The sequence below is a fragment of the Synechococcus sp. JA-3-3Ab genome (genome assembly GCF_000013205.1).
Taxonomy (GTDB): Bacteria; Cyanobacteriota; Cyanobacteriia; order Thermostichales; family Thermostichaceae; genus Thermostichus.
The window spans coordinates 765734-785864 of record NC_007775.1 but is presented as its reverse complement, the minus strand read 5'-3'; the positions used below and the strand labels follow the sequence as shown (position 1 = coordinate 785864).

The following is a 20131-nucleotide window of genomic DNA, read 5'->3' as shown; positions in this document are numbered from 1 at the left end:
GGCTTGGAACTTCTGGGGACGGAGGGGATCCCGGCGATCCCCTTTTTATTTACGCAACGCTGTCGCGAACGCGCCGCTCCAACTCCCCTCTCCCTCAGGGAGAGGGGCCGGGGGTGAGGGAAGTCCTTGCCACCTCCTGTCCAGGAAGGAGTGGATAGGCTGCCTAGTCCGGCTGAGAGCGCCCCTGCTGCACCGCCTGGTAGCGCCGTTTGAACTCCTGCTGCTGCACCTTGTGATCCACGATGGGATCCGGGTAGCCGCAGCGCCGCCGCTCCTGCAGAGCCCAGGATCCCTTGGGATCGTCGCCTACCCACAGCAAAGCGGGGGTATCCAGCCCGGCCAGCTCCGGCAGGTAGCGGCGGATGTACTCCCCTTCCGGGTCGTAGCGGGCCGCCTGGGTGGCCGGGTTGAAGATGCGCAGCGGCCTGGGATCCGTGCCCACACCAGCGCTCCACTGCCAGCCGCCGTTGTTGGCCGCCAGATCCCCGTCCACCAGCTTCTGCATAAAGTAGCGCTCTCCCCAGCGCCAGTCGATAAGCAGATCTTTGGTTAGGAAGCTGGCCACGATCATGCGGCAGCGGTTGTGCATCCAGCCGGTCTCGTTGAGCTGGCGCATGGCCGCATCCACAATCGGGTAGCCCGTCTGCCCGGCGCACCAGGCCTGAAACCAATCTTGGCGGTTGTCCCACTCCAGCGCATCAAAAGCGCGCCGATAGGCGCCGCTCTCCACGTGGGGCCAGTGGACCAAAACATGCTTGTAAAACTCGCGCCAGCACAGCTCCTGCCGCCAAGTCTTCAGGCTGCTCTCGGCCTCTTCGCTGCGGGCCTCCGCTTCCACTTCACAGGTGGCCTGCCACACCCGCCGAATGCCGATGGTTCCCCAGCAGAGGTGGGGACTAAGGAGGGAGGTGCCCTGCTCGGCGGGGAAGTCGCGGGCTCGCCCGTACTCGAAAATGCGCAGGCCCTGGCAGAAATCCTCTAGAAGACCCTGAGCCACGCTCTCCCCCGCTGCCGGGATCCGCTGGTTGCAGACAAAGCCCAGATCCGCCAAGCTGGGCAGAGGTTGGGCTTTCAGGCTTGACACCGCCTGCAGACTCTTTGGGATGGGGAAGGGATCCGGCTTGGGCAAGCTAGACCAGCGGCGCCAGAAAGGGGTAAAAACCGAGTAGGGCTCCCCCGCCTGGGTCAACACTTCCCCTGGCCCGTGCAGCAGCATATCTTGGTAAGAAAAAGACGGGATCCCAGCTTCCGCCAAGCTGGCCCGCACCCGACTCTCCTGCTGCCGAGCCCAGGGATCCAGATCCTCGTTCCAAAACACGGCCTGCGCTCCCAGCTCTGCGGCCAACTGCCGCAGCTCCACGGCTGGATCTCCCCGCCGCCACAGGAGTGGGATCCCCATCTGGGCGTAGCGCTCCTGCAGCTCCTGCAACGCCTGGAGCAGAAACGCCACCCGGGCTGGGGCCATGTCTGCCCGCTGCAGGAGTTGGGGGTCGAAAACGAAAACCGGCACTACCTGGGGGCTGCGCTGGGCTGCCCCATGGAGGGCTGTGTTGTCTCCTAGGCGCAGATCGCGGCGATGCCAGAGGAGAACTAGGGAAGTCATAGGAGGCCAAGCAACTGGATCCCATCTTGGCCGCTTTTTCTTCCTCTCTTCAACCCCAGGCTGCCGGCAGAGGTGGGCAAATGATGTCTATTCCCCCAACAGACGTCCAGGGCAGGGACAACAGCGCTCGTCAAGGTTTCGCTGGCCATCGCTGGAGCCCATGGCGTAAGCTGTATCTCCCGGCCTCATCACCAACTGAGTCAGCTTGAGGGCAAGTAGCGGATCGAGCGGCTCCGGTACATTAAGTAGGAACTGCTCAACGGAGCGCCGCAGCGCCTCTGGCGTCTTGCTCATCACGTCTCCATCCATCCATCGATGGCTTTAGCTAATCCGCCGTTCGCGCTAGCGGGACGTAGTCCTGGAAGCCCCGCTCTGTACCCCCCAGTCCCCCAGCCCCCCAGTCCCCCCGTATACGGGGGGATATAGGGGGGGCGGGCCGGTCAGAGTCAGGATGAGAGGCGGGAGCGTTCAACAGGTACAATGCATTCATCATGAGAACCGCTTACCAGTACCGCTTGCGCCCTACTGCTAGCCAAGTCGCCCTGATGGGTGAGTGGCTGGAGCTGCTGCGTAGGCAGTACAACTATCGCCTGGCAGAACGGTTCAACGGGTGGGAGCAGAATCGCTGCAATATCCATGCCTGCTCCTTGACGGTCTGTCATCTGCCTGAGTTGAAAGACAAGCCCGATTTCTACTCACAGAAACGAGACTTGGTAAACACAAAGGCTCTCTTCCCCGAATACCAAGCGATTCATTCCCAGGTGCTCCAAGACTGCCTACAGCGGGTGCAAAGAGCGTTTGACCGATGGCTAAAAGGTGACTGTAACGGCAAGCGGGCAGGCAGGCCTAGGTTTAAGGGAGTAGGGCGGTATCGCTCCTTCACCTTCCCCCAGATGAAGCAGGACTGCATTCGAGGGCAGTTTATCCATCTGCCCAAGATTGGGCCGGTCAAGCTGGTCCAACACCGCCCTTTGCCGGACGGCTTCGTGATTAAAACTGCTACCGTTGCCCGCAAGGCTGATGGATGGTATGTGACCTTGAGCTTACAAGATTCGTCTGTCCCGGAATGGAGCCCTGACCCGCCAACGTGGGAAAACACGATGGGGATAGACCTGGGGCTAAGCTCTTTCTTGGTCACCGATGAGGGTGAGGTTATCGAGGTTCCTCAGTATTACCGTAAAGCGCAAAAGCCCCTCAAGCGGCTGCAACGGTCTGTATCGCGCAAGCAGAAGGGGTCAAACCGCTACCAGAAAGCGGTCAAGAGGTTGAGCAAGGCACATCAGAAAGTAGCCAACCAGCGCCGGGATTTCCACCACAAAGTTGCTCATCAGCTTTTGCAAAAAGGGAGACACATAGCCCATGAGGCATTGAACATCAAAGGTCTGGCAAGGACAAGGTTGGCCAAATCTATCCATGACGCCGGTTGGGGTGAGTTCCTGCAAATTCTGGCAGCCAAGGCTGAAAGAGCTGGGCTGTTGACGATTGCAGGGGATCCCCGCGGCAGCAGTCAAGGGTGCTCGGGGTGCGGTCGTGAGGTGCCCAAAGAGCTGCATGAGCGGTGGCACGATTGTCCGCACTGTGGGTTGAGGATTGGTAGGGATCACAACTCGGCGAGGGTCATCAAATCCAGAGCGGTGGGGCGTCCCGTTCTTCAAGCTCAGGAAATGTCCTGCTATCGGGCAGGAGTCACTGGGAAGCCTGCACTCTATGCGTCAGCATGAGTGCGGGAGTACGTCACGTATTCATACTCAAGATAGGGTGGACATGGACCCAGAATAGAGGGGGAAGGAGAAGAGGCGCGTAGCATCTGCTACTGTTCTGAGGACATGGCGAGGAGAAGCTGGCACCACCTAAGGAGCCGCCGGCAACCGGCCAGAGCAAGTTTGCAGAAGATAGGAACCTAAGGACAGAAAAATGGCGACAGCGCGACGGGTGGCACGGGTAGCCGAGCTGATCAAACGGGAGGTCAGCCAAATCCTGCTCTCGGAGATCAAAGATGACCGGGTGGGGGCAGGGATGGTCAGCATTGTGGACGTAGAGGTTTCCAATGACCTGCAAAATGCCCGCATCTTCGTCAGCATCTATGGCGATGAAGCGGCCCAGCAGCAGACCATGGAGGGGCTGGCTTCCGCCACTCCCTTCGTGCGGCGGGAAATCGGTCAGCGCCTCGGCCTGCGACGGGTGCCGACGGTGGTGTTTTTGCAGGATCGCTCTTTGGAGCGGGGATCCCGGGTTCTGGCCCTGCTCAACCAACTGAGACAGCCCGCTGAGGCCCAACAACAGGAGGGATCCCACCCTGGGGTTGAGGGAAGGATGGCGGACACCCCTGGGGGTGAAGAAGACGAATTGAGCGAACAACAATAGTTGCTCGCTTTAAGAGTTGCCCACTTTCGTGCCAACCTGGGGGATCTGCGCTAAAGCTCCGCCTGCTTTGCACAAGCGAGAAAAGAACCTACCTGAATGACCAAGTGGACCGGAGAGGCCTTGGCTTCGCAGCGATGCGGACAACCTCAAAGCAATGTTGTCTCACGGAGAAGTTTTTGGATTTGTTAGGCTTAAGGAAGCCATACGGCCTTTTCCCCGGCCATCTCATCTGTACAGGGCTCAATGTCGGCGGCATGCTTACGCCAACCGGGGCCTTCTGCCCCAATGGGCAGCACCGTCGCTGCCGTAAACCGGCGAAAGGGCTGTAAAGTTGCGGTTTGTGCCTTTTCTGCCTTTTCATGGATGTTCAAAGCCCACTGCAACCGGATCCCGCTTTAGCGGGTGCTACTCCACTCCAAGCTCTGCAAGCTCTGAACCAGAGTGTTGCCGAAGCTTTGGTTTCCTGCTTGAAAGGGCAACCCCAACAAGCCACCCAGCACCTTTTACTGGCTCTGCCGCAGTTAATGGCTGCTCTGGGGGCTTTGAGGCAAAAATCTTCCGTTGGCGTCAGCGGGCCGGAGGCCTTGGTTGAGTCTACAGGCCGGGCCTCAGAAGCCAACCCCAAGCGCATCATTCACATCGAAGGCAACCGCGTGCAAGTGTGGGTGGATAACCAGATTCGGAGCAGTTGGAGCATTTGGTCGGTGGGAGATCTCAAGGAAGTCTGCCGGCTGGCAGAAGAATTTGATTGTGGCCTCAGCTATTCCCTGGGAGATAGCTCAGGGTCGAAGTCAGAAATGCTGCTATTGGCCTCCAGTCCTGCGGAACTGCCGGATCTGCTCTCGAAATCCGAAGACTCTGCTGCCTAGCAGCCCCGTTCTCCGATCGCTGTTTCTCTTGTGACCCCATGCCTATGGCGACACCCCAACGGCTCCAGAAGCTCTTGGCTCAACAGGGGCTGGCCTCCCGTCGCCAGGTGGAAGCCTGGATCCTGGCCGGGCGCATTCGGGTGAACGGGAAGGTGGTCACCGAGCTGGGCTTTAAAGCCGATCCCGAACGGGATCGCGTCGAGGTGGATGGACGGGTGATCCCTTTCGGGGATCCAGCCCGCTACGTTTTGCTCCTGCACAAGCCCCTGGGGGTTTTGTCAACCTGCAAGGATCCGTGGGGGCGCAAGACGGTGCTGGATCTGCTTCCCCCGCCCTGGAACCGGCAGATCCGCCTTTATCCCGTGGGCCGACTGGATGCAGACAGCAGTGGGGCGCTGCTGCTCACCAACGATGGCGACCTGACGCTGAAGCTGACCCATCCGCGCTATCATCTGCCCAAAATCTATCGGGTGCAGGTACAGGGGCGTCCGAGCCGGGCTACCCTGCAACAGTGGCGAGACGGAGTAAACTTAGAGGGGTACACTACTCTGCCGGCAGAGGTGGAGTTCTGCCCTGCTCCCAACTTTGGGTATAGGCAGGATGCCAATTCCTCGTGGCTGAGGGTGGTTTTGTTTGAGGGGCGCAACCGGCAAATTCGGCGCGTAGCGGAGCAGCTGGGGCATCCGGTGCTCAGGCTGCATCGGGAAGCAATCGGCCCGCTGCACCTCGGAAACCTAAAGGCAGGTCAGTTCCGCCTATTGGAGCCCCAAGAGGTTCAGGCTCTGCTAGCCCCTCTTGCCGGTACCGACAGCTTGGCTCTGTTCAGAAGCGCCTCTTTGCACTCTTTCCGTCCCTCTTCATAATTAGCTGTGGGAACTGTGCGCACAATCTCACACTAGCCTCCTCTCTTCCGCAGGTAGCCGAACGATGCAAGAGTCGGAACGCTCTAAGGACTCGGTCCCGCTAACGCGATTGGAAGCCCTGGGATCCCTGTTGCGGCAAACACGAGAGGCACGGGGGCTGACGTTGACAGATGTAGCCAACGATACATTCATCCGCTCCCAATATCTGCAGGCCCTGGAGGAAGCAGACTTGAGTCGGCTGCCGGAGCCGGTTTACGTGCAAGGCTTCATTAAGCGCTATGCCAACTATCTGGGGCTGGATGGCGAGGCTTTATCTCGGCAAGCTTTGCCACTCCTATCTGCCAAAACGCCCCATGCGCTCCCTCCTCTTACTGCTGTTGGCGAACAGCCGGCCTTTGCCCTGCGCCCCTTTCACCTTTGGGCCGCCTATGTGGTGCTGGTCGTGCTGGCGGTGGGAGGGCTGTCGGCTCTTTTGGACGGCACGGGCAACCCCTTTGGGCATTGGCTGGCCAGCCTACAAAGCGGCGAGGGATCCCAGTCGCAGCCGCGAGCAGCTGACTCCCCTGGGCGCAGCCCAGAACCGACCCTTCGCCAGATGTTTCCCACACTGGATCAGTGGACGCGCATCCAGGGGGTTTTCCCCGACGTGTTGGAGGCCCCGCCGCGCAAGCCGGTGCGCCTTGATATTCGCGTGGTAGAGCGTCCCTCCTGGCTACGAGTCATTGCCGATGGACAAACCGTTTTTGAGGCCACCCTGCAGCCGGGGGCGGAGCTGAACTGGGAAGCCGAGCGATCGATTGTGCTGCGCGCCGGCAATGCCGGCGGGGTGTTGGTGACCTTCAACGACCGCGATCTGGGAGTGATGGGAAGGTTTGGAGAGGTGAAAGAGCTGATGTTTGAGCCGGGGCTAGACATTCAATCCTTCCAATCCTTGCAATAGGGATCCGGCTCGGACGGAGGGGCTAAAGGCCTTGATTGGGTTGAGGTAGGGCAGAAGCGATTTGCCACCCTTGGGATTCCAACTGCTGCAGCAGACGCCAGACTTTGTGCAGATCTTTGTCGCCCGGCTGGCGTTCCACACCGCTGGAGAGATCAATGCCGCTGGGCTGGAGGTGGCTGAGGGCCTGCAGAACATTGTCTGGGGTGAGGCCACCGGCCAGGAGCCAGGGCAAGGGCAGAGAGCGGTGGGCCAACTCTGGCCAGTTGAGGGTTTGCCCAGTGCCACCCGCACGCTGGGGGTGATAGGCGTCCAGAAGCAGAGCCTCCACACAGTCGCCGTAGAGGTGGGCTGCCTCCAGATCTGCCAGGTGGCGAATGCGCAGGGCCTTAATGCGGCGAATGCCAGGGAGCCATTCTCCCAGTTGCCGGCACTCTTCTGGCGATTCCCGGCCGTGGAGCTGAACAGCCGTGAGGCCGCCCACTTCCACCCAGGTGGCAATGGTACGGGGATCCGGATCCACAAAGACCCCCACCTTTTCCACATGGCGGGGTAGGGAGGCAAGCCAGCGGGCCTGGGAGAGAGGCAAATAGCGCGGCGTGTTGGGCACTGCGATAAATCCAAGAGCGCTCACCCCCAGCGCGGCGATAGCCTCCGCTTGATCCTGGCGGGTGATGCCGCAGATTTTGACAAACAACCGGCCCATTGGGATCCCTTCCGACAATCCCCTACTTTTGGTCGGGGCGCATTTGCAGACGATCCGGCTGTGCTGGATGAAGCGTGTTGATCCGGCGCACCATTTGCCACAGCCGTCCAAAGTTACGCTGGTTAAAGTGCATCACCAGCCGCGGCAGATGGGCAATCTCTTCCTCTGCTTCTTCCGGCAAAGCCTCGGTTTGCTCGATCCGGCCCGAGTCGAGAATGTCGGCAAACTCTTCGTTTAAGATATCCAGAGCCTGGGGCGAGAGCTTGGCATTCAAGCGCAAAACCAGCAGTTCCCGCACATAGCGATTGCTGTGAAAGATGCGATAAAAATCTAGGATCTGCTGGCAGGCGTCCCCTACATCGTCGGTTAAGGTGTATAAGAAGAGATCTTCCGGGCTGATCAGGCCGCGGCTGAGTAGATGCTCCCGCACATATTCATCCCATTCTTTCCAGTAGCAACCGCCCTTCTTGTCCACCAGCACCAAGGGCATGAGCTTGGTTTTGCCGGTTTGCATCAAGGTCAGACATTCAAAAGCCTCATCCTGCGTACCAAAGCCACCGGGGAAAAGCACCAGCGCATCGGTTTCTTTGACAAAAAAGAGCTTGCGTGAAAAGAAATACTTAAAGTTAATTACCCGATCGCTGGCGGCAATCACAGGATTGGCCATCTGCTCGAAGGGAAGCTGGATATTCAGCCCAAACGAGTTTTCCAGCCCTGCGCCCCGATTGCCGGCTTCCATAATCCCACCGCCGCCCCCCGTCAGCACCATGAACCCTCGCTGGCTGATGCAGTGGGCGAACAACTGTGCCTGGCGGTATTCCGGGCTGTCCGGCCCTACCCGTGCCGACCCAAAAACTGTTACCTTGCGCTGATGGACATAGTTCTGGAAGGCCGCAAAGCCCTGCTCCAGATCCTCAAGCGTGGCCGCTAGGATCTTAGCGTCCAGGCGGCTGAGATTCAGAGATCCCATCCGCTGCAGCGACTGCAAAACGCGCAGCCAAGCCGTCCGGTTGGGGTGATGCTCCAACTGCTTCAGACGAGTCTCGGCGTTGGAGAAAATTTCCTGGAGAAGAGAAGAAAGGGAATCAGCCAAGCCAGAATCCAGAGTTCTCTGTCATTACTTTACTGCAATAGGCTATCGACGCTAAATGCTACTTAGGCCTTACCCCCGGATCCAAACATAGCGCTCTGAAGCGTTGAGGGCCGCTCCTCCTGCTAGGACCTTAGCTCTCGGCAGGCGTGTCGAAGTGCTTCTCCAGAATTGTCGTTAGAGTTGCCTTGGGCACAGCGCCGACTACCACATCGACCTTCTGGCCTCCCTTGAAGAGCATCAAAGTGGGAATGCTGCGAATGCCATACTGGCTGGCAGTTTGGGGATTCTCGTCTGTATTAATTTTCACAACCTTAACCTTGCCGGCATACTGCTCGGCTATCTCCTGAACCACAGGAGCCACCATCCGGCATGGGCCACACCAGGGCGCCCAGAAATCCACTAAGACCGGAATATCGCTACGCAGCACCTCTGCCTCAAAGGTAGCATCAGCGACGTCTATTGCTGCAGACATGCTTGGAGAACTCCTGAAACAGTACATACCTGTCACTTCAAGCAATTCTATCACAACTTTCTGGGCTTTTGTTTTAGGCCGCAGCAGGCGCCTGCAATTTTCTGCCGGAGGGTCAGGCTGAACAGGCGAGCTTTTTCCAAGCCGAGCGGGGTATTCTGGACTGAAGGAGTGAGAAAGCGTGCAAGGGCCGATGACATTTGAGCTCGGGCCAGAGGGAAGCAATCAGGCTGAAGCCGAGAAGCGGGCTTCCGTCCAGGAAGTGGCTGTGGATTTTATTCGCCACGGCATAGCCGAAGAAGCGCAAGCGGGAGTGGAGGACGCTTTTCGCGCCTTGACCGATGAGGGACGCAAGCGCTGCCGCAAAATTGCCCGCCAACTCAAGGATATGGGCTGGAAGTGGGATCTCCTGCTCACCAGTCCCCTTGTGAGGGCGCGGCAGACGGCGGAGATTTTTTTCGACGAGAACTTGGCCGAAGCTCTAGAAGTGTTTGAGCCGCTGGCCCCGGACGGCAGCTTCGCCGACCTGGTGCGCTGGCAGGCGGAGCGGGATCCCTTCACGTCTCTGGCCTTGGTCGGCCACCAGCCGGATCTGAGCCTGTGGATACAGGCGGCTATTGGCCTGCAGCCGGCCAATCCCCAGGCCATTACCCTCAAAAAGGCAGGCTTGGCCCAGGTGCGCTTTGCAGAAGGCCGTATCGACTATTGCCAGGGATCCCTGACGTTGTTGCTTTCTCCCAAAGTGATATTGCGCTGACTCTGCCCCCCTGATGTAGCTGTGCGAACGTGGCAGCTAGCGTTAACTTTTGTTAAGGTGGTACAAACACCCAGGCGTAGGGAGCATTTCACGATGGCTAAGATCTTCACCCCTGAATTCAACCAGTTTGAGACCATCAACGCCACTCAGCTAGAAATCGCAGGAGCCCCGCACTGTACCCGTAGGGTCAGTGTCGGGAGGAATGCGCTTTGATGAAGTACAATGAACTTATGAGCCAAGTCCTGACCATATCCTGCAAGCTCAAGGTGTCCCCGTCGCAAGCCGCCAAATTGGACGCGACTTTGGAGGCTTTTGGCCAAGCCTTGAACTGGGTCAACCAAAACACACCCGAGAAAGTCGCCAACGCCGTTAAGCTCCAGTCTCTGTGCTACCGCGAAATCCGGGCCCGGTTCGGCTTGTCCAGTAACTTGGCTCAACAGGTGTGCAGACGGGTGGCAGGCGCTCGCAAAGTGGCGAGACAGCGCAACCGTCCGGTTAAAGAGTTCAAGCGTAGGTTCGTTACCTACGACGCACGTATCTTTTCATTCCGCGAGAAAGACTGGACGGTGTCGCTGACCACGGTTGAAGGGAGAGAACGCTTTGAGCTAGCCATTGGTAACTACCAGAGGGGAATGCTGGCTGGTTCTAACCCAAAAGCTGCCACCCTAGTCCAGCGGAAGGATGGCTCCTACTACATCCAGATTTGCGTAGAGAAAAAGCCACCCAAGCAACAAGATACCGACAAGGTGATCGGGGTGGACTTGGGGAGGACAGATATTGCCCATACGTCAGAGGGGGACAACTGGAATGGACAGCAGTTGAACAAAGTCCGAGACCACTACTCCCGGTTGAGGGCGGTACTCCAACGCAAAGCCAGTAAGGGCACCCGCAGTTCGCGGCGCAGATGCAGAGAACTGTTGCAACGGCTGTCTGGCAAGGAGAGGCGCTTTCAGGCGTGGGTCAATCATCGCATCTCTAAAGCTATTGTCTCTAGGGCAAAGGCTACCAACAGCGCTATCGCCCTGGAAGACCTGACAGGGATCCGGGAAAGAGTCAATCAACAACCCCGCAGCAAAACCGAAAGGCGCAGGGCCAACAGTTGGGCGTTCTACCAGCTACGCCAGTTTCTGGAATACAAGGCGAGAGTTGCAGGGGTTTCTCTGGTTCTTGTGCCGCCTGCCTACACGTCGCAGACCTGTCACAAATGTTTACACATCCATCCCGATCCTGCGCAATCCTACCGCAGTGGCAAGTCGTTCAAGTGTGGGCACTGTGGATGGGAAGGGGATGCGGATTTGAATGGTGCGAATGTGATTGCGCTTTTGGGGGCTGTCGTAAACCAGCCTAGAGGTTCGGGCCTGTTTTGTTCTCTGGTAGAGCAGAACAGGCTCAGGGCTACTGAAAGCCCGCTCCGTACCGCTTAGCGGTCGGAGCCGGGTAGTTTACGCGTGGTCTTTGTTTTTTACCATCAGCGCCTCCGACCGGCTCCTGGGGGAAGACCCGGCTGTTGGCCGCTACATTACGCTGGCCCTGTTCAGTGCCATTCTCACCGGGATCCTGAATGTGCTGCTAGCGCTGTAGTTGGCGGACGGTCTGAGGCTTTCTGAGACCTCGGTCTTTTGCGTTGTCAAGGGCCCGCCGGCAGTAGGGCTTGGCCTGAGGCAAGGGGGATCCTGCTCTCAGGTTTTTTGCTTTTGAATGGGAGAGGATCCCTTGTTTTTTCTCAGGGTTCTTCTCATGAGCGCTTCGATAAGTTCCCTCAAAACCGAACGTCTGGCGGCGGCCTTGCCCGCCGAGCTGCCGCTGCTGCTTGCGCCAGCGGGGGATTGGGAGTGTGCAAAGGCGGCGGTGGAAAACGGAGCCGATGCCATCTATTTCGGGCTGGAACGGTTCAACGCTCGCCTGCGCGCCCGCAACTTCACCGAAGCGGATTTGCCGGAGCTGATGGCCTGGCTGCACCGGCGCGGGGTGCGGGGCTACGTAACTTTAAATACCTTGGTCTTTCCCGAGGAGCTGGAGGAGGCGGAACGGTACATCCGCGCGATGACAGCAGCGGGAGTAGACGCGGTCATTGTGCAGGATGTCGGCATTGCCCGCCTGGTTCGGCATCTTTCTCCCGATTTCCCCATCCACGCCTCGACGCAGATGACTGTCACCAGCGGCGTGGGAGCTGAGTTTGCCGCCGAGCTGGGCTGCGAGGTGGTGGTGCTGGCGCGGGAGTGTTCCCTCAAGGAAATAGCCAAGATCCGCGCCCATCTGGAAGAGAGGGGATCCCCAATTGCTCTGGAGGTGTTTGTCCATGGGGCCCTCTGCGTGGCCTACTCCGGGCAATGTCTGACCAGCGAAGCCCTGGGAGGACGCTCGGCCAACCGTGGAGAATGCGCCCAGGCCTGTCGCCTGCCCTATGAGCTGGTGGTGGACGGGATCCGGCGCGACTTGGGCGAGAAGCGGTATTTGCTCAGCCCCCAGGATCTGGCCGGGCTGGAGGTGCTGCCGGAGCTGGTCAAGCTGGGGATCCACTGTTTGAAAATTGAAGGCCGCCTGAAATCGCCGGAATATGTAGCTAATGTAACGCGCATCTATCGGCGGGCCTTGGACGCTCTGGGGGCAGGGCAGGCGTGGCAGCCCTCAGCCCAGGAATGGTATGAGCTGGAGATGAGCTTTTCCCGCGGCCTGTACACCGGCTGGCTGCGAGGCATCAACAACCAAAAGCTGGTGCATGCCCGTTTTGGCAAAAAGCGCGGCGTTTACCTAGGGCAGGTGGTGAGGATCGAGGGGGATCAGGTGGGAGTGCGCCTGGAAGCTCCCCTCAAGGCGGGGGATGGCGTGGTGTTTGACCAGGGGGAGCCAGAGCTGCCGGAGCAGGGGGGACGAGTTTACCGCGTGCACCAGAAGCAGGGGTTGGCCTGGCTGAGCTTTGCCCAGGGGGCAATTGACCTCAAACGCCTGCGGGTAGGGGATCGCCTCTGGAAAACCAGCGACCCAGAGCTGGAAAAGCGCCTGCGCCAGAGCTATGCCGGGGATCAGCCTCGCTTTCAACGCCCCGTCCACCTGGAAGTCCATGGCCAGGCCGGACTGCCCCTGACCCTGATCCTACGGGACGAAGAGGGCCACGTGGTGCAGGTGGATTCCCCACTGCCTTTGCAACCCGCTCGCCAGCAGCCCCTCACCGACGAGAAGCTGCGGCAGCAACTGGGCCGCCTAGGGGGCACGCCCTTCCGGCTGGGATCCCTGCACAACGCCCTGGAGGGGGAGGTGATGCTGCCGGTCAGCGTCCTCAACCAGATGCGGCGCCAGGCAGTGGAGCAGTTGCAAGCGCTGCGAGCCCGGCCCCGCCGCTGGCAGCTCAATCCTGACGCCCACTGGCAAGACCTGCTGCCTCCCCTGGAGCCAGCCGAGCCGGGATTGCCCCAGCTGGTGGTGTTGGTGCGGGAGCCAGCCCAGTTGTCGGCGGCAATTGCCTGTGGCATCCGGCAGATCTACCTGGAGTTTGAGGATCCCCGCCGCTACCGGGAAGTTATCCGCGCTACCAAAGCTTCTCACCCCGAGGTGGAGCTGTGGGCGGCCCCGCCCCGCATCACTAAGCCGGGGGAAACTTGGATTCTAAAACAGGTGCTGGCGGCAGGAGCCGATGGCTATCTGGTGCGAAACTACGACCACCTACGCTTTTTCGCCAACCAGCGCTGCATCGGCGATTTTTCCTTGAACGTGGCCAATCCCCTCGCCGCCCATTACTTGAAAACCCGCTACCGCCTGGAGCGCCTGACCGCCTCCTATGACCTCAACCACGAGCAACTGGGATCCCTGCTGCAGGCCGGCCCCGCCCACTGGTACGAGGTTACCATCCACCAGCACATGCCCATGTTCCACATGGAGCACTGCGTCTTCTGCGCCTTTTTGTCCAGTGGCACGGATTACACCAACTGTGGCCGCCCCTGCGAAAAGCACGAGGTGAGGCTGAGGGACAGGGCCAATGTGGAGCACATTTTGAAAGCCGATGCCGGCTGCCGCAACACCCTCTACAATGGCAAAGCCCAAACTGGGGCAGAATATGTGTCGCAGCTCCTGGCGCTGGGGTTGCGATATCTGCGCATTGAGTTCTTGCAGGAGTCTGCCGAGCAGGTTCAGCAAACCCTACGCTGCTATCAACAGCTCCTCCAGGGCCAGATGAGTGGCTCTCAACTGTGGCGGGAGCTAAAGCTGTACAGCCAGTTGGGGGTAACAAGGGGCTCTCTGGAAAGTTGAGGTCGATCTATGCCCTTTTGGCCGCCGCAGATCCTCCCCTCTGCCCTCTACCCCCTTCTGCAGCAGGGCCTCAAGACCCTTTTTCCTGAGGCTCTCTGGGACTTACCGCCAGATCCTCAGAAGCGACAGGTGGCCCTTACCTTTGACGATGGCCCTCACCCTGAATACACGCCGACCCTGTTGCAAGTTTTACAGGAGTTTCAGGTACCAGCCACCTTCTTTGTGTTGGGGGAACGGGTGCAGCGCTGGCCCCACCTGGCCCGGAAAATCCGCCAACAGAGCCACGGCATTGGCCTGCACGGCTGGCAGCACCGCTCGTTTACCCAGCTTAGCCGCGGTGAACTGCTACAGAGCTTGCGACGCAGCCAGGATACCCTCGTGGCTGCCTGTGGCGGCACCCCAGAAGAGTATCGGGCTGTGCGCCCCCCCAACGGTCTCTTCTGGCCCCGGACGCTAACCGACTTGCGCTCCTGGGGGTATCTACCGGTGATGTGGAGTGTGGTGCCGGAGGATTGGCTCTGCCCGCCGGTGGCCGTGGTGGTGGAGCGGGTGCTCAACCAAGTGCGGCCCGGCTCCCTGATCGTGCTCCACGACGGCGTCCAGGGGGGATCTCAGGTAGCCGAGGTAGTCCGCCGTTTGATCCCGGCCTTGGGGGAGCAAGGGTTTGACTTTGTCCGCCTGCCCCTTTCTGGCAAGCTTCCCAGTTGCAGAGGAAATTGAATACAGTGAAAGGCAGCAATAGGGAGGGCAAGCCATGGGCGTGCGCAAGATCATCTACGGCATTTTCGGGCAGCGGGCCGGCAGCGTTATTGTCGGCACTTGGAACTGGCTGTGGGGGATCCCAGTGGACAAGGGCGGCACAGGGGCGGTGATGGTGGCAGAAGAATCGCTGCGGGCCATGCAAGAAACGGTGCAACGCCTCACCGAAGCCGTCGCCACCCAGGTGGCCGCCTACCAGCGCGCCGAACAGAAATACATGCAAAAGGTGCGCGAGTACCAGGCCCTGGAGAACAAAGCCCGCCTGGCCGCCCAACGGGGGGATCAAGAAGCTGCCCGCCTGGCCATGGCAGAAGCGCTGCGCATTGAAGCGATTCTCGGCCCGCTTAAGGAGAATGTGGAAACAGCAGAGCGCTACGTCACCGCTGCCAAGCAAAAGCTGGCCCGCGAAAAAGAGCGTCTGGCCCTCTACAAGCGCGAGCTGAGCAACCTCAAAGACATCTACGAGGTGAACAAAGCTCTTGAACAGATGACCCGCGTTAACAACGCCTATAGCATTGACTCGGCCAAGTCCCAATTCGAGGCGGCCAAGAACGCCATCCAAGCTCGCCAGCTCAAGGCGCGCGCCCTGAGCGAGCTCTCCGAGGATCGCAGCGAGCAACTTGCCGCCCAACTGGACGAAATGGCCCTCGACGACGAGGTCTCCCGCCGCCTGGCCATGCTCACCGGCCAAGGAGGCGGCTCGGCCAATCTGCCCTTGCCGGATCTGGATTTCGAGAAGCGGCTTCCCCAATAGTGGGGATCCCTTCTGGCTATTGCTCCGCCTTGTCGGGGCTTTTCCTTACGCTGAGGTGTCGTTCCCAGGAGATAGGGTAAACCTAGTCCTCGGCGAAATCGGCCTCCACCACCCCACCGGTCTCGGGGCTGGCAGCCACTGCCTGCGCCGGGACGGCTTGTGCCACCTGTGGCACTTGCACGAGCTGGGGCGTGAAAACGAACAGGTTGTAGACCGTGTTGCGGCGGATGTTGTCCATCATCTCCAGGAACAGCTCGTAGCCCTCGTTCTTGTATTCGATGAGGGGATCCCGTTGCCCATAACCCCGTAGGCCCACCGCTTCCCGCAAGGCCTCCATCTGCTGCAGGTGCTCCCGCCAGAGGGTGTCCACCTGCTGCAACAGGAAAAAGCGCTCCGCCTTCCGCATCAAGCCGGGCTCGAACGTATCCAAGAAAGCCTCTTTGGCCTCGTAGGCCAGCTCCGCCTGCTTGATCAGGTGGTCTAGGATTTCCTGATAGGAGAGATCCCGCAAGTCGTCGGCCTTGAGGTTCTCTTTGAGCAGGGGCACAAACTCCTGCATCTTGGCGGTCAGCTTGTCGATTTCCCACTCTTCCGGCGGCAGCTCCGGGTTGACGTGGGCCCGCACGATCTCTTCAACGGTCTTGCGCATGTAGTCGAGGATCTTGGGTTTGAGGTTCTCCCCTTCCAGGATGCGCCGCCGCTCCGAGTAGATGGCCCGCCGCTGGTTGTTCATTACCTCGTCGTACTCGAACACCTGTTTGCGCAGGTCAAAGTAATACACTTCCACCTTGCGCTGCGCGTTCTCCAGGCTGCTGGAAAGCAGCGGGTGCTCGATGGGCATGTCCTCGTCTACCCGGAACATGTCCATCAGCTTGGCCACCCGCTCGCCACCGAAGATCTTGAGCAGGTTGTCTTCTAGGCTGAGGAAAAAGCGCGAGGAGCCAGGGTCTCCTTGCCGTCCGGCGCGGCCCCGCAACTGGTTGTCGATGCGGCGGGACTCGTGGCGCTCCGTGCCGATGACATGCAAGCCCCCCAGCCGCACCACCTCCTCGTGTTCGGCCTCTGTGACCTTTTCGTACTCGGCCTTGATGCTGTTGTAGACCTCCCGCAGTTGCAAGATCAGAGGATCCTGCACCGGCGCCTTCTCCGAGGCCACCGCGATGAGATCTTCCACCACCAGCTCCGGCAGACGGTTCAACCCGTACTTGGCCACTGCGGCTGCCACCACCTCGTCCAAAGCCTGGCTGGTGCGGGCAGACAGCTCACAGGGGTAAAAGTTGGGAGAGACCACCGTCCAGGACTTTTTCGGCTTGGGCGAGGCTGGGCCAAACCCTTGACCGCCGCCGCGGCTTGTCGTGGAGGCCGATCCCAGGGGGTTGTCGGGATCCAGCTGCACCAGCTTGGGCATCAGCCGTTCCCGCAGCTTGAGGCGGGCCATGTATTCCGCGTTGCCACCCAAGATGATGTCCGTGCCCCGCCCAGCCATGTTGGTAGCAATGGTTACGGCACCTTTGCGACCCGCCTGAGCAATGATTTCCGCCTCCCGCTCCACGTTCTCCGGCTTGGCGTTGAGGAGGTTGTGGGGGATCCCCATTTCCTTGAGCATGGCCGAGAGGCGTTCGGATTTCTCCACGCTGGTGGTTCCCACCAAAACAGGGCGCCCCTGGGCGTGCATGTGGGCAATCTCCTCGGCGACCGCTTTCCACTTGGCGTTTTCGGTCTTGTACACCAAATCGGGGGCATCTTTGCGGCGAATGGGCCGGTTGGTGGGGATCACCGTGACTTCTAGGTTGTAGGTTTTGCTGAACTCGGCTTCCTCGGTGCGGGCAGTGCCTGTCATGCCGGAGAGCTTGGGGTAGAGCAGGAAGAGGTTTTGGTAGGTGATGGTGGCCAGGGTTTGGCTCTCGTTTTGAATCGGCACCCCCTCCTTGGCCTCCACCGCCTGGTGCAGCCCGTCCGACCAGCGGCGACCGGGGAGCACCCGCCCGGTGAACTCGTCCACGATCACCACCTCTTGGTTGCGGACGATGTAGTGGACATCCCGGATGAAGAGCTCCTTGGCCTTCACTGCATTAAAGACAAAGTGCGCCCAGGGATCCTTGGGATCGAACAGGTCGGAGACCCCCAGCAGCCGCTCCGCCGCCTCAAACCCTTCGTCGGTGAGGATGACGTTGCGGGCTTTTTCGTCCACCTCGTAGTGCTCGTCCCGGATCAGCTCCCGCGCCACCTGAGCCGCCTTGAGGTATTTTTCGGAGGGGCGGGCCATCTGGCCGGAGATGATCAGGGGAGTGCGGGCCTCGTCGATGAGGATGGAGTCCACCTCGTCGATGATGCAGTAGTTAAAGGGCCGCTGCATCACCTCTTTGATGTCGGTGGCCATGTTGTCCCGCAGGTAGTCGAAGCCCAGCTCGCTGTTGGTGCAGTAGGTGATGTCGCAGTGGTAGCTGCGCCGCTTCTCGTCGGTGGACATGCCCTCTTGCACCAGGCCGACGGTCAGGCCCAGGAAGCGGTGCACCTGCCCCATCCACTCCGAGTCCCGCCGGGCCAAGTAGCCGTTGACAGTAACGATGTGAACCCCTTTCCCGGTCAGGCCGTTGAGATAGGCAGGCAAGGTGGCGACCAGGGTTTTCCCTTCGCCAGTTTTCATCTCGGCAATCTGGCCCTCGTGCAGCACCATGCCGCCAATGAGCTGCACATCGTAGTGGCGCAAGTTGAGAACCCGCTTGGCCGCTTCCCGCACCACTGCAAAAGCCTCGGGCAGGAGATCGTCGAGGGACTCCCCTCTATCCAAGCGCTGGCGAAACTCGGTGGTCTTGGCCCTGAGCTCCGCATCCGAAAGGGAGGCGATCTCAATCTCCAGCGAGTTGATCAGCTTGACAACAGGCAGGTACTTGCGGATCTTGCGCTCGTTGGGATCCCCGAGAAGCTTCTGTAGGGCTTGGAGCATGGGAAGCCTAGGCCAATAGAACGGGTATACCCAATTTTATCATTCCCCTCCCCTGGGCTTGGGCGGCCGGAAAGGGGCTGACCTGGTAGCCCAGCCAAGACGGCAGCGGCAGTTTGCTGCAGCAGAGGCAAGCCTTGGAGGGAGAAAAGCGCTTGCGGACAAGGGCAAGAAGATGTCAGGCTAGGGAAACAAAGCACTCCCCGGGCTTATGAATTTCTTGGGCGTCGGACTGCCGGAAATGCTGGTTATCTTTGCAGTGGCTCTCCTAGTGTTTGGGCCACGCAAGCTGCCAGAGATTGGTCGTGCCCTAGCCAAAACCTTGCGCAGCTTACAGGATGCTGCCAGAGAGTTTGAGGCTCAGTTAAACCAGGAAGCCCAGGAGCTAGAAAGAGCCGCCCGCGCCTCTAGTCCCCAGACAGCCCCTGCAGCTCCGCTCAAAACCGACCCAGTTGCCACAGCCGATATGCCCACAAAGCCGGTTGTGGAGGCAGAGCCCAGGGCCGCCGCATCCCTCTCCGAGGGATCTTCAAGCGTGGATGCTGCCTAGCCAATGCCCCGCTTCGACCCGCTCTGTCTCGGCATAAGGACAATCCTACCTAACTATGCCCTGGCGAATGCAAAAGCCTGGCTGCAGCAGCACGGCCAAAACCCCTCGAGTTATTCTCAGGAGCTGTCCCTCACCGACTCCTCAGCGGTGATGTAATTCCCATCAACTTCAGGCGTTGGGACAGCCAGCCGGGGGGTTCTGGGTTGTTGCAAGAGCTCAAGACTGAAACCCCCTGGCCAGGGGCGCTTGCCCTCAGACCAATCCAAGTCCTAGGGTAAAGGGGCGAGCTCTTTGCACTTCTATGCCCACGGCCACCCTACTGGTGTCCTGTCCCGATCAAAAAGGCCTGGTAGCCAAGCTCTCCAACTTCATCTACAGCTACGACGGCAACATTCTTCACGCTGACCACCACACGGATCTCGAGGCAGGGTTGTTCCTAAGCCGCATCGAGTGGGATTTAGAAGGCTTTCGGCTAGAACGGTCGGAGATTGTTCCTGCCTTCTCCGGCATTGCCCGCGGGATCCAGGCCAACTGGGAGCTGCATTTTTCCGATACGCGCCGGCGCATTGCGGTGTGGGTTAGCAAGCAACCCCACTGTCTGTTGGATCTCATCTGGCGGCAGAGGGCTGGGGAGCTGCCGGCGGAGATCCCTCTGATCATCAGCAACCACCCCGACTTGGAGCCGCTGGCCCGCTCTTTTGGCATCGACTACTACCACATCCCCGTTTCTCCAGAAAACAGAGCCGAGGCAGAGGCCCGACAACTTGCCTTGCTGCAGGAATATCGGATTGACTTAGTGGTGCTGGCCAAATACATGCAGGTCTTGAGTGGGTGGCTGCTCCGCCAGGCGCCCCCGGTGATCAACATTCACCACTCTACGCTGCCTGCTTTTGCCGGTGCTAACCCCTACCAGCGTGCCCACCAGCGGGGCGTCAAGATCATCGGCGCCACCGCCCACTACGCCACCGAGGAGCTGGATGAAGGGCCAATCATCGAGCAGGACGTAGTGCGGGTGAGTCACCGCGACACGGTAGCTGACCTCATCCGCAAGGGCCGCGACGTGGAGCGCCTAGTCTTGGCCCGGGCCGTGCGCTATCACCTAGAAAATCGCGTCCTGGTGTACTGCAACAAAACGGTGGTGTTTGCCTAGGGAAACTGTCCCTTCCCTTTTGGGTGCAAAGGCCGAGCTCTGGAAAAGAAGCTGCTTTGCCAAACTGG

At 59.8% G+C, this 20131-nt stretch carries 20 protein-coding genes; 13 read left to right on the top strand and 7 right to left on the bottom strand.

The features are described 5' to 3' along the window. Window positions 1-163 precede the first annotated feature (163 nt). Both CYA_RS03645 and CYA_RS03640 read right to left on the bottom strand, forming a co-directional pair. The gene (locus tag CYA_RS03645; protein WP_011429671.1) at window positions 164-1603 is read right to left on the bottom strand and encodes a cryptochrome/photolyase family protein; all 1440 of its coding nucleotides are present in this window, start codon (window positions 1601-1603) and stop codon (window positions 164-166) included. A gap of 87 nt (window positions 1604-1690) precedes the next feature. Next, complete coding sequence (locus CYA_RS03640; protein WP_228375432.1) at window positions 1691-1897, bottom strand: hypothetical protein; 207 nt, start codon at window positions 1895-1897, stop codon at window positions 1691-1693. A 197-nt stretch (window positions 1898-2094) separates the two neighbouring features. Between CYA_RS03640 and CYA_RS03635 the strand changes: the two genes are divergently transcribed. Next, the gene (locus CYA_RS03635; protein WP_011429668.1) at window positions 2095-3324 is read left to right on the top strand and encodes an RNA-guided endonuclease InsQ/TnpB family protein; all 1230 of its coding nucleotides are present in this window, start codon (window positions 2095-2097) and stop codon (window positions 3322-3324) included. 193 nt (window positions 3325-3517) lie between these two features. Then, window positions 3518-3967, top strand: coding sequence for a 30S ribosome-binding factor RbfA (gene rbfA, locus CYA_RS03630; protein WP_011429667.1), 450 nt, complete (start codon window positions 3518-3520; stop codon window positions 3965-3967). Window positions 3968-4158: 191 nt separating this feature from the next. Here rbfA and CYA_RS14995 read toward each other — a convergent pair whose 3' ends face one another. Continuing rightward, window positions 4159-4350 carry a hypothetical protein gene (locus tag CYA_RS14995; RefSeq protein ID WP_168173306.1) on the bottom strand — a complete coding sequence of 64 codons (192 nt, stop codon included), beginning with the start codon at window positions 4348-4350 and terminating at the stop codon, window positions 4159-4161. An 84-nt stretch (window positions 4351-4434) separates the two neighbouring features. On the opposite strand from CYA_RS14995, the gene CYA_RS03625 reads away from it, so the two are divergent. The 3 genes from CYA_RS03625 to CYA_RS03615 all read left to right on the top strand — a co-directional run bounded on the left by CYA_RS03625 (window position 4435) and on the right by CYA_RS03615 (window position 6639). After that, window positions 4435-4836 (top strand): hypothetical protein, encoded by a 402-nt coding sequence (locus CYA_RS03625; RefSeq protein WP_228375431.1) that lies wholly within the window; start codon window positions 4435-4437, stop codon window positions 4834-4836. Window positions 4837-4880: 44 nt separating this feature from the next. Then, window positions 4881-5699, top strand: a complete 819-nt coding sequence (locus CYA_RS03620) for a pseudouridine synthase (RefSeq protein ID WP_011429664.1) — start codon at window positions 4881-4883, stop codon at window positions 5697-5699. Between the two features lie 64 nt (window positions 5700-5763). After that, window positions 5764-6639, top strand: coding sequence for a helix-turn-helix domain-containing protein (locus CYA_RS03615; RefSeq protein WP_099812362.1), 876 nt, complete (start codon window positions 5764-5766; stop codon window positions 6637-6639). A 22-nt stretch (window positions 6640-6661) separates the two neighbouring features. On the opposite strand, the gene CYA_RS03610 is transcribed toward CYA_RS03615, so the two are convergent. The 3 genes from CYA_RS03610 to trxA all read right to left on the bottom strand — a co-directional run bounded on the left by CYA_RS03610 (window position 6662) and on the right by trxA (window position 8907). Further along, window positions 6662-7342, bottom strand: a complete 681-nt coding sequence (locus tag CYA_RS03610) for a phosphoribosylanthranilate isomerase (RefSeq protein ID WP_011429662.1) — start codon at window positions 7340-7342, stop codon at window positions 6662-6664. A 22-nt stretch (window positions 7343-7364) separates the two neighbouring features. Further along, window positions 7365-8435, bottom strand: a complete 1071-nt coding sequence (locus CYA_RS03605; protein WP_011429661.1) for an LOG family protein — start codon at window positions 8433-8435, stop codon at window positions 7365-7367. 130 nt (window positions 8436-8565) lie between these two features. After that, window positions 8566-8907 (bottom strand): thioredoxin, encoded by a 342-nt coding sequence (trxA, locus tag CYA_RS03600; protein ID WP_011429660.1) that lies wholly within the window; start codon window positions 8905-8907, stop codon window positions 8566-8568. Between the two features lie 190 nt (window positions 8908-9097). On the opposite strand from trxA, the gene sixA reads away from it, so the two are divergent. The 6 genes from sixA to CYA_RS03575 all read left to right on the top strand — a co-directional run bounded on the left by sixA (window position 9098) and on the right by CYA_RS03575 (window position 15419). Then, window positions 9098-9661, top strand: coding sequence for a phosphohistidine phosphatase SixA (sixA, locus tag CYA_RS03595; RefSeq protein ID WP_083759151.1), 564 nt, complete (start codon window positions 9098-9100; stop codon window positions 9659-9661). A gap of 230 nt (window positions 9662-9891) precedes the next feature. Beyond that, window positions 9892-11085: an RNA-guided endonuclease InsQ/TnpB family protein gene (locus CYA_RS03590; protein WP_011429658.1), complete on the top strand. Its 1194-nt coding sequence runs from the start codon at window positions 9892-9894 to the stop codon at window positions 11083-11085. 31 nt (window positions 11086-11116) lie between these two features. Further along, the gene (locus CYA_RS15565) at window positions 11117-11242 is read left to right on the top strand and encodes a hypothetical protein (protein WP_011429657.1); all 126 of its coding nucleotides are present in this window, start codon (window positions 11117-11119) and stop codon (window positions 11240-11242) included. Window positions 11243-11398: 156 nt separating this feature from the next. Continuing rightward, window positions 11399-13906, top strand: a complete 2508-nt coding sequence (locus CYA_RS03585; RefSeq protein WP_011429656.1) for a U32 family peptidase — start codon at window positions 11399-11401, stop codon at window positions 13904-13906. Between the two features lie 9 nt (window positions 13907-13915). Further along, window positions 13916-14626, top strand: coding sequence for a polysaccharide deacetylase family protein (locus CYA_RS03580; RefSeq protein WP_011429655.1), 711 nt, complete (start codon window positions 13916-13918; stop codon window positions 14624-14626). Window positions 14627-14660: 34 nt separating this feature from the next. After that, window positions 14661-15419: a PspA/IM30 family protein gene (locus tag CYA_RS03575; protein ID WP_011429654.1), complete on the top strand. Its 759-nt coding sequence runs from the start codon at window positions 14661-14663 to the stop codon at window positions 15417-15419. Between the two features lie 82 nt (window positions 15420-15501). Here CYA_RS03575 and secA read toward each other — a convergent pair whose 3' ends face one another. Beyond that, window positions 15502-18366: a preprotein translocase subunit SecA gene (gene secA, locus CYA_RS03570; protein WP_011429653.1), complete on the bottom strand. Its 2865-nt coding sequence runs from the start codon at window positions 18364-18366 to the stop codon at window positions 15502-15504. 208 nt (window positions 18367-18574) lie between these two features. Here secA and CYA_RS03565 point away from each other — a divergent pair, with 208 nt between their 5' ends. After that, window positions 18575-18913, top strand: a complete 339-nt coding sequence (locus CYA_RS03565) for a TatA/E family twin arginine-targeting protein translocase (protein WP_011429652.1) — start codon at window positions 18575-18577, stop codon at window positions 18911-18913. A 301-nt stretch (window positions 18914-19214) separates the two neighbouring features. Next, window positions 19215-20063, top strand: a complete 849-nt coding sequence (purU, locus tag CYA_RS03560; protein ID WP_011429651.1) for a formyltetrahydrofolate deformylase — start codon at window positions 19215-19217, stop codon at window positions 20061-20063. Window positions 20064-20131: the final 68 nt, after the last annotated feature.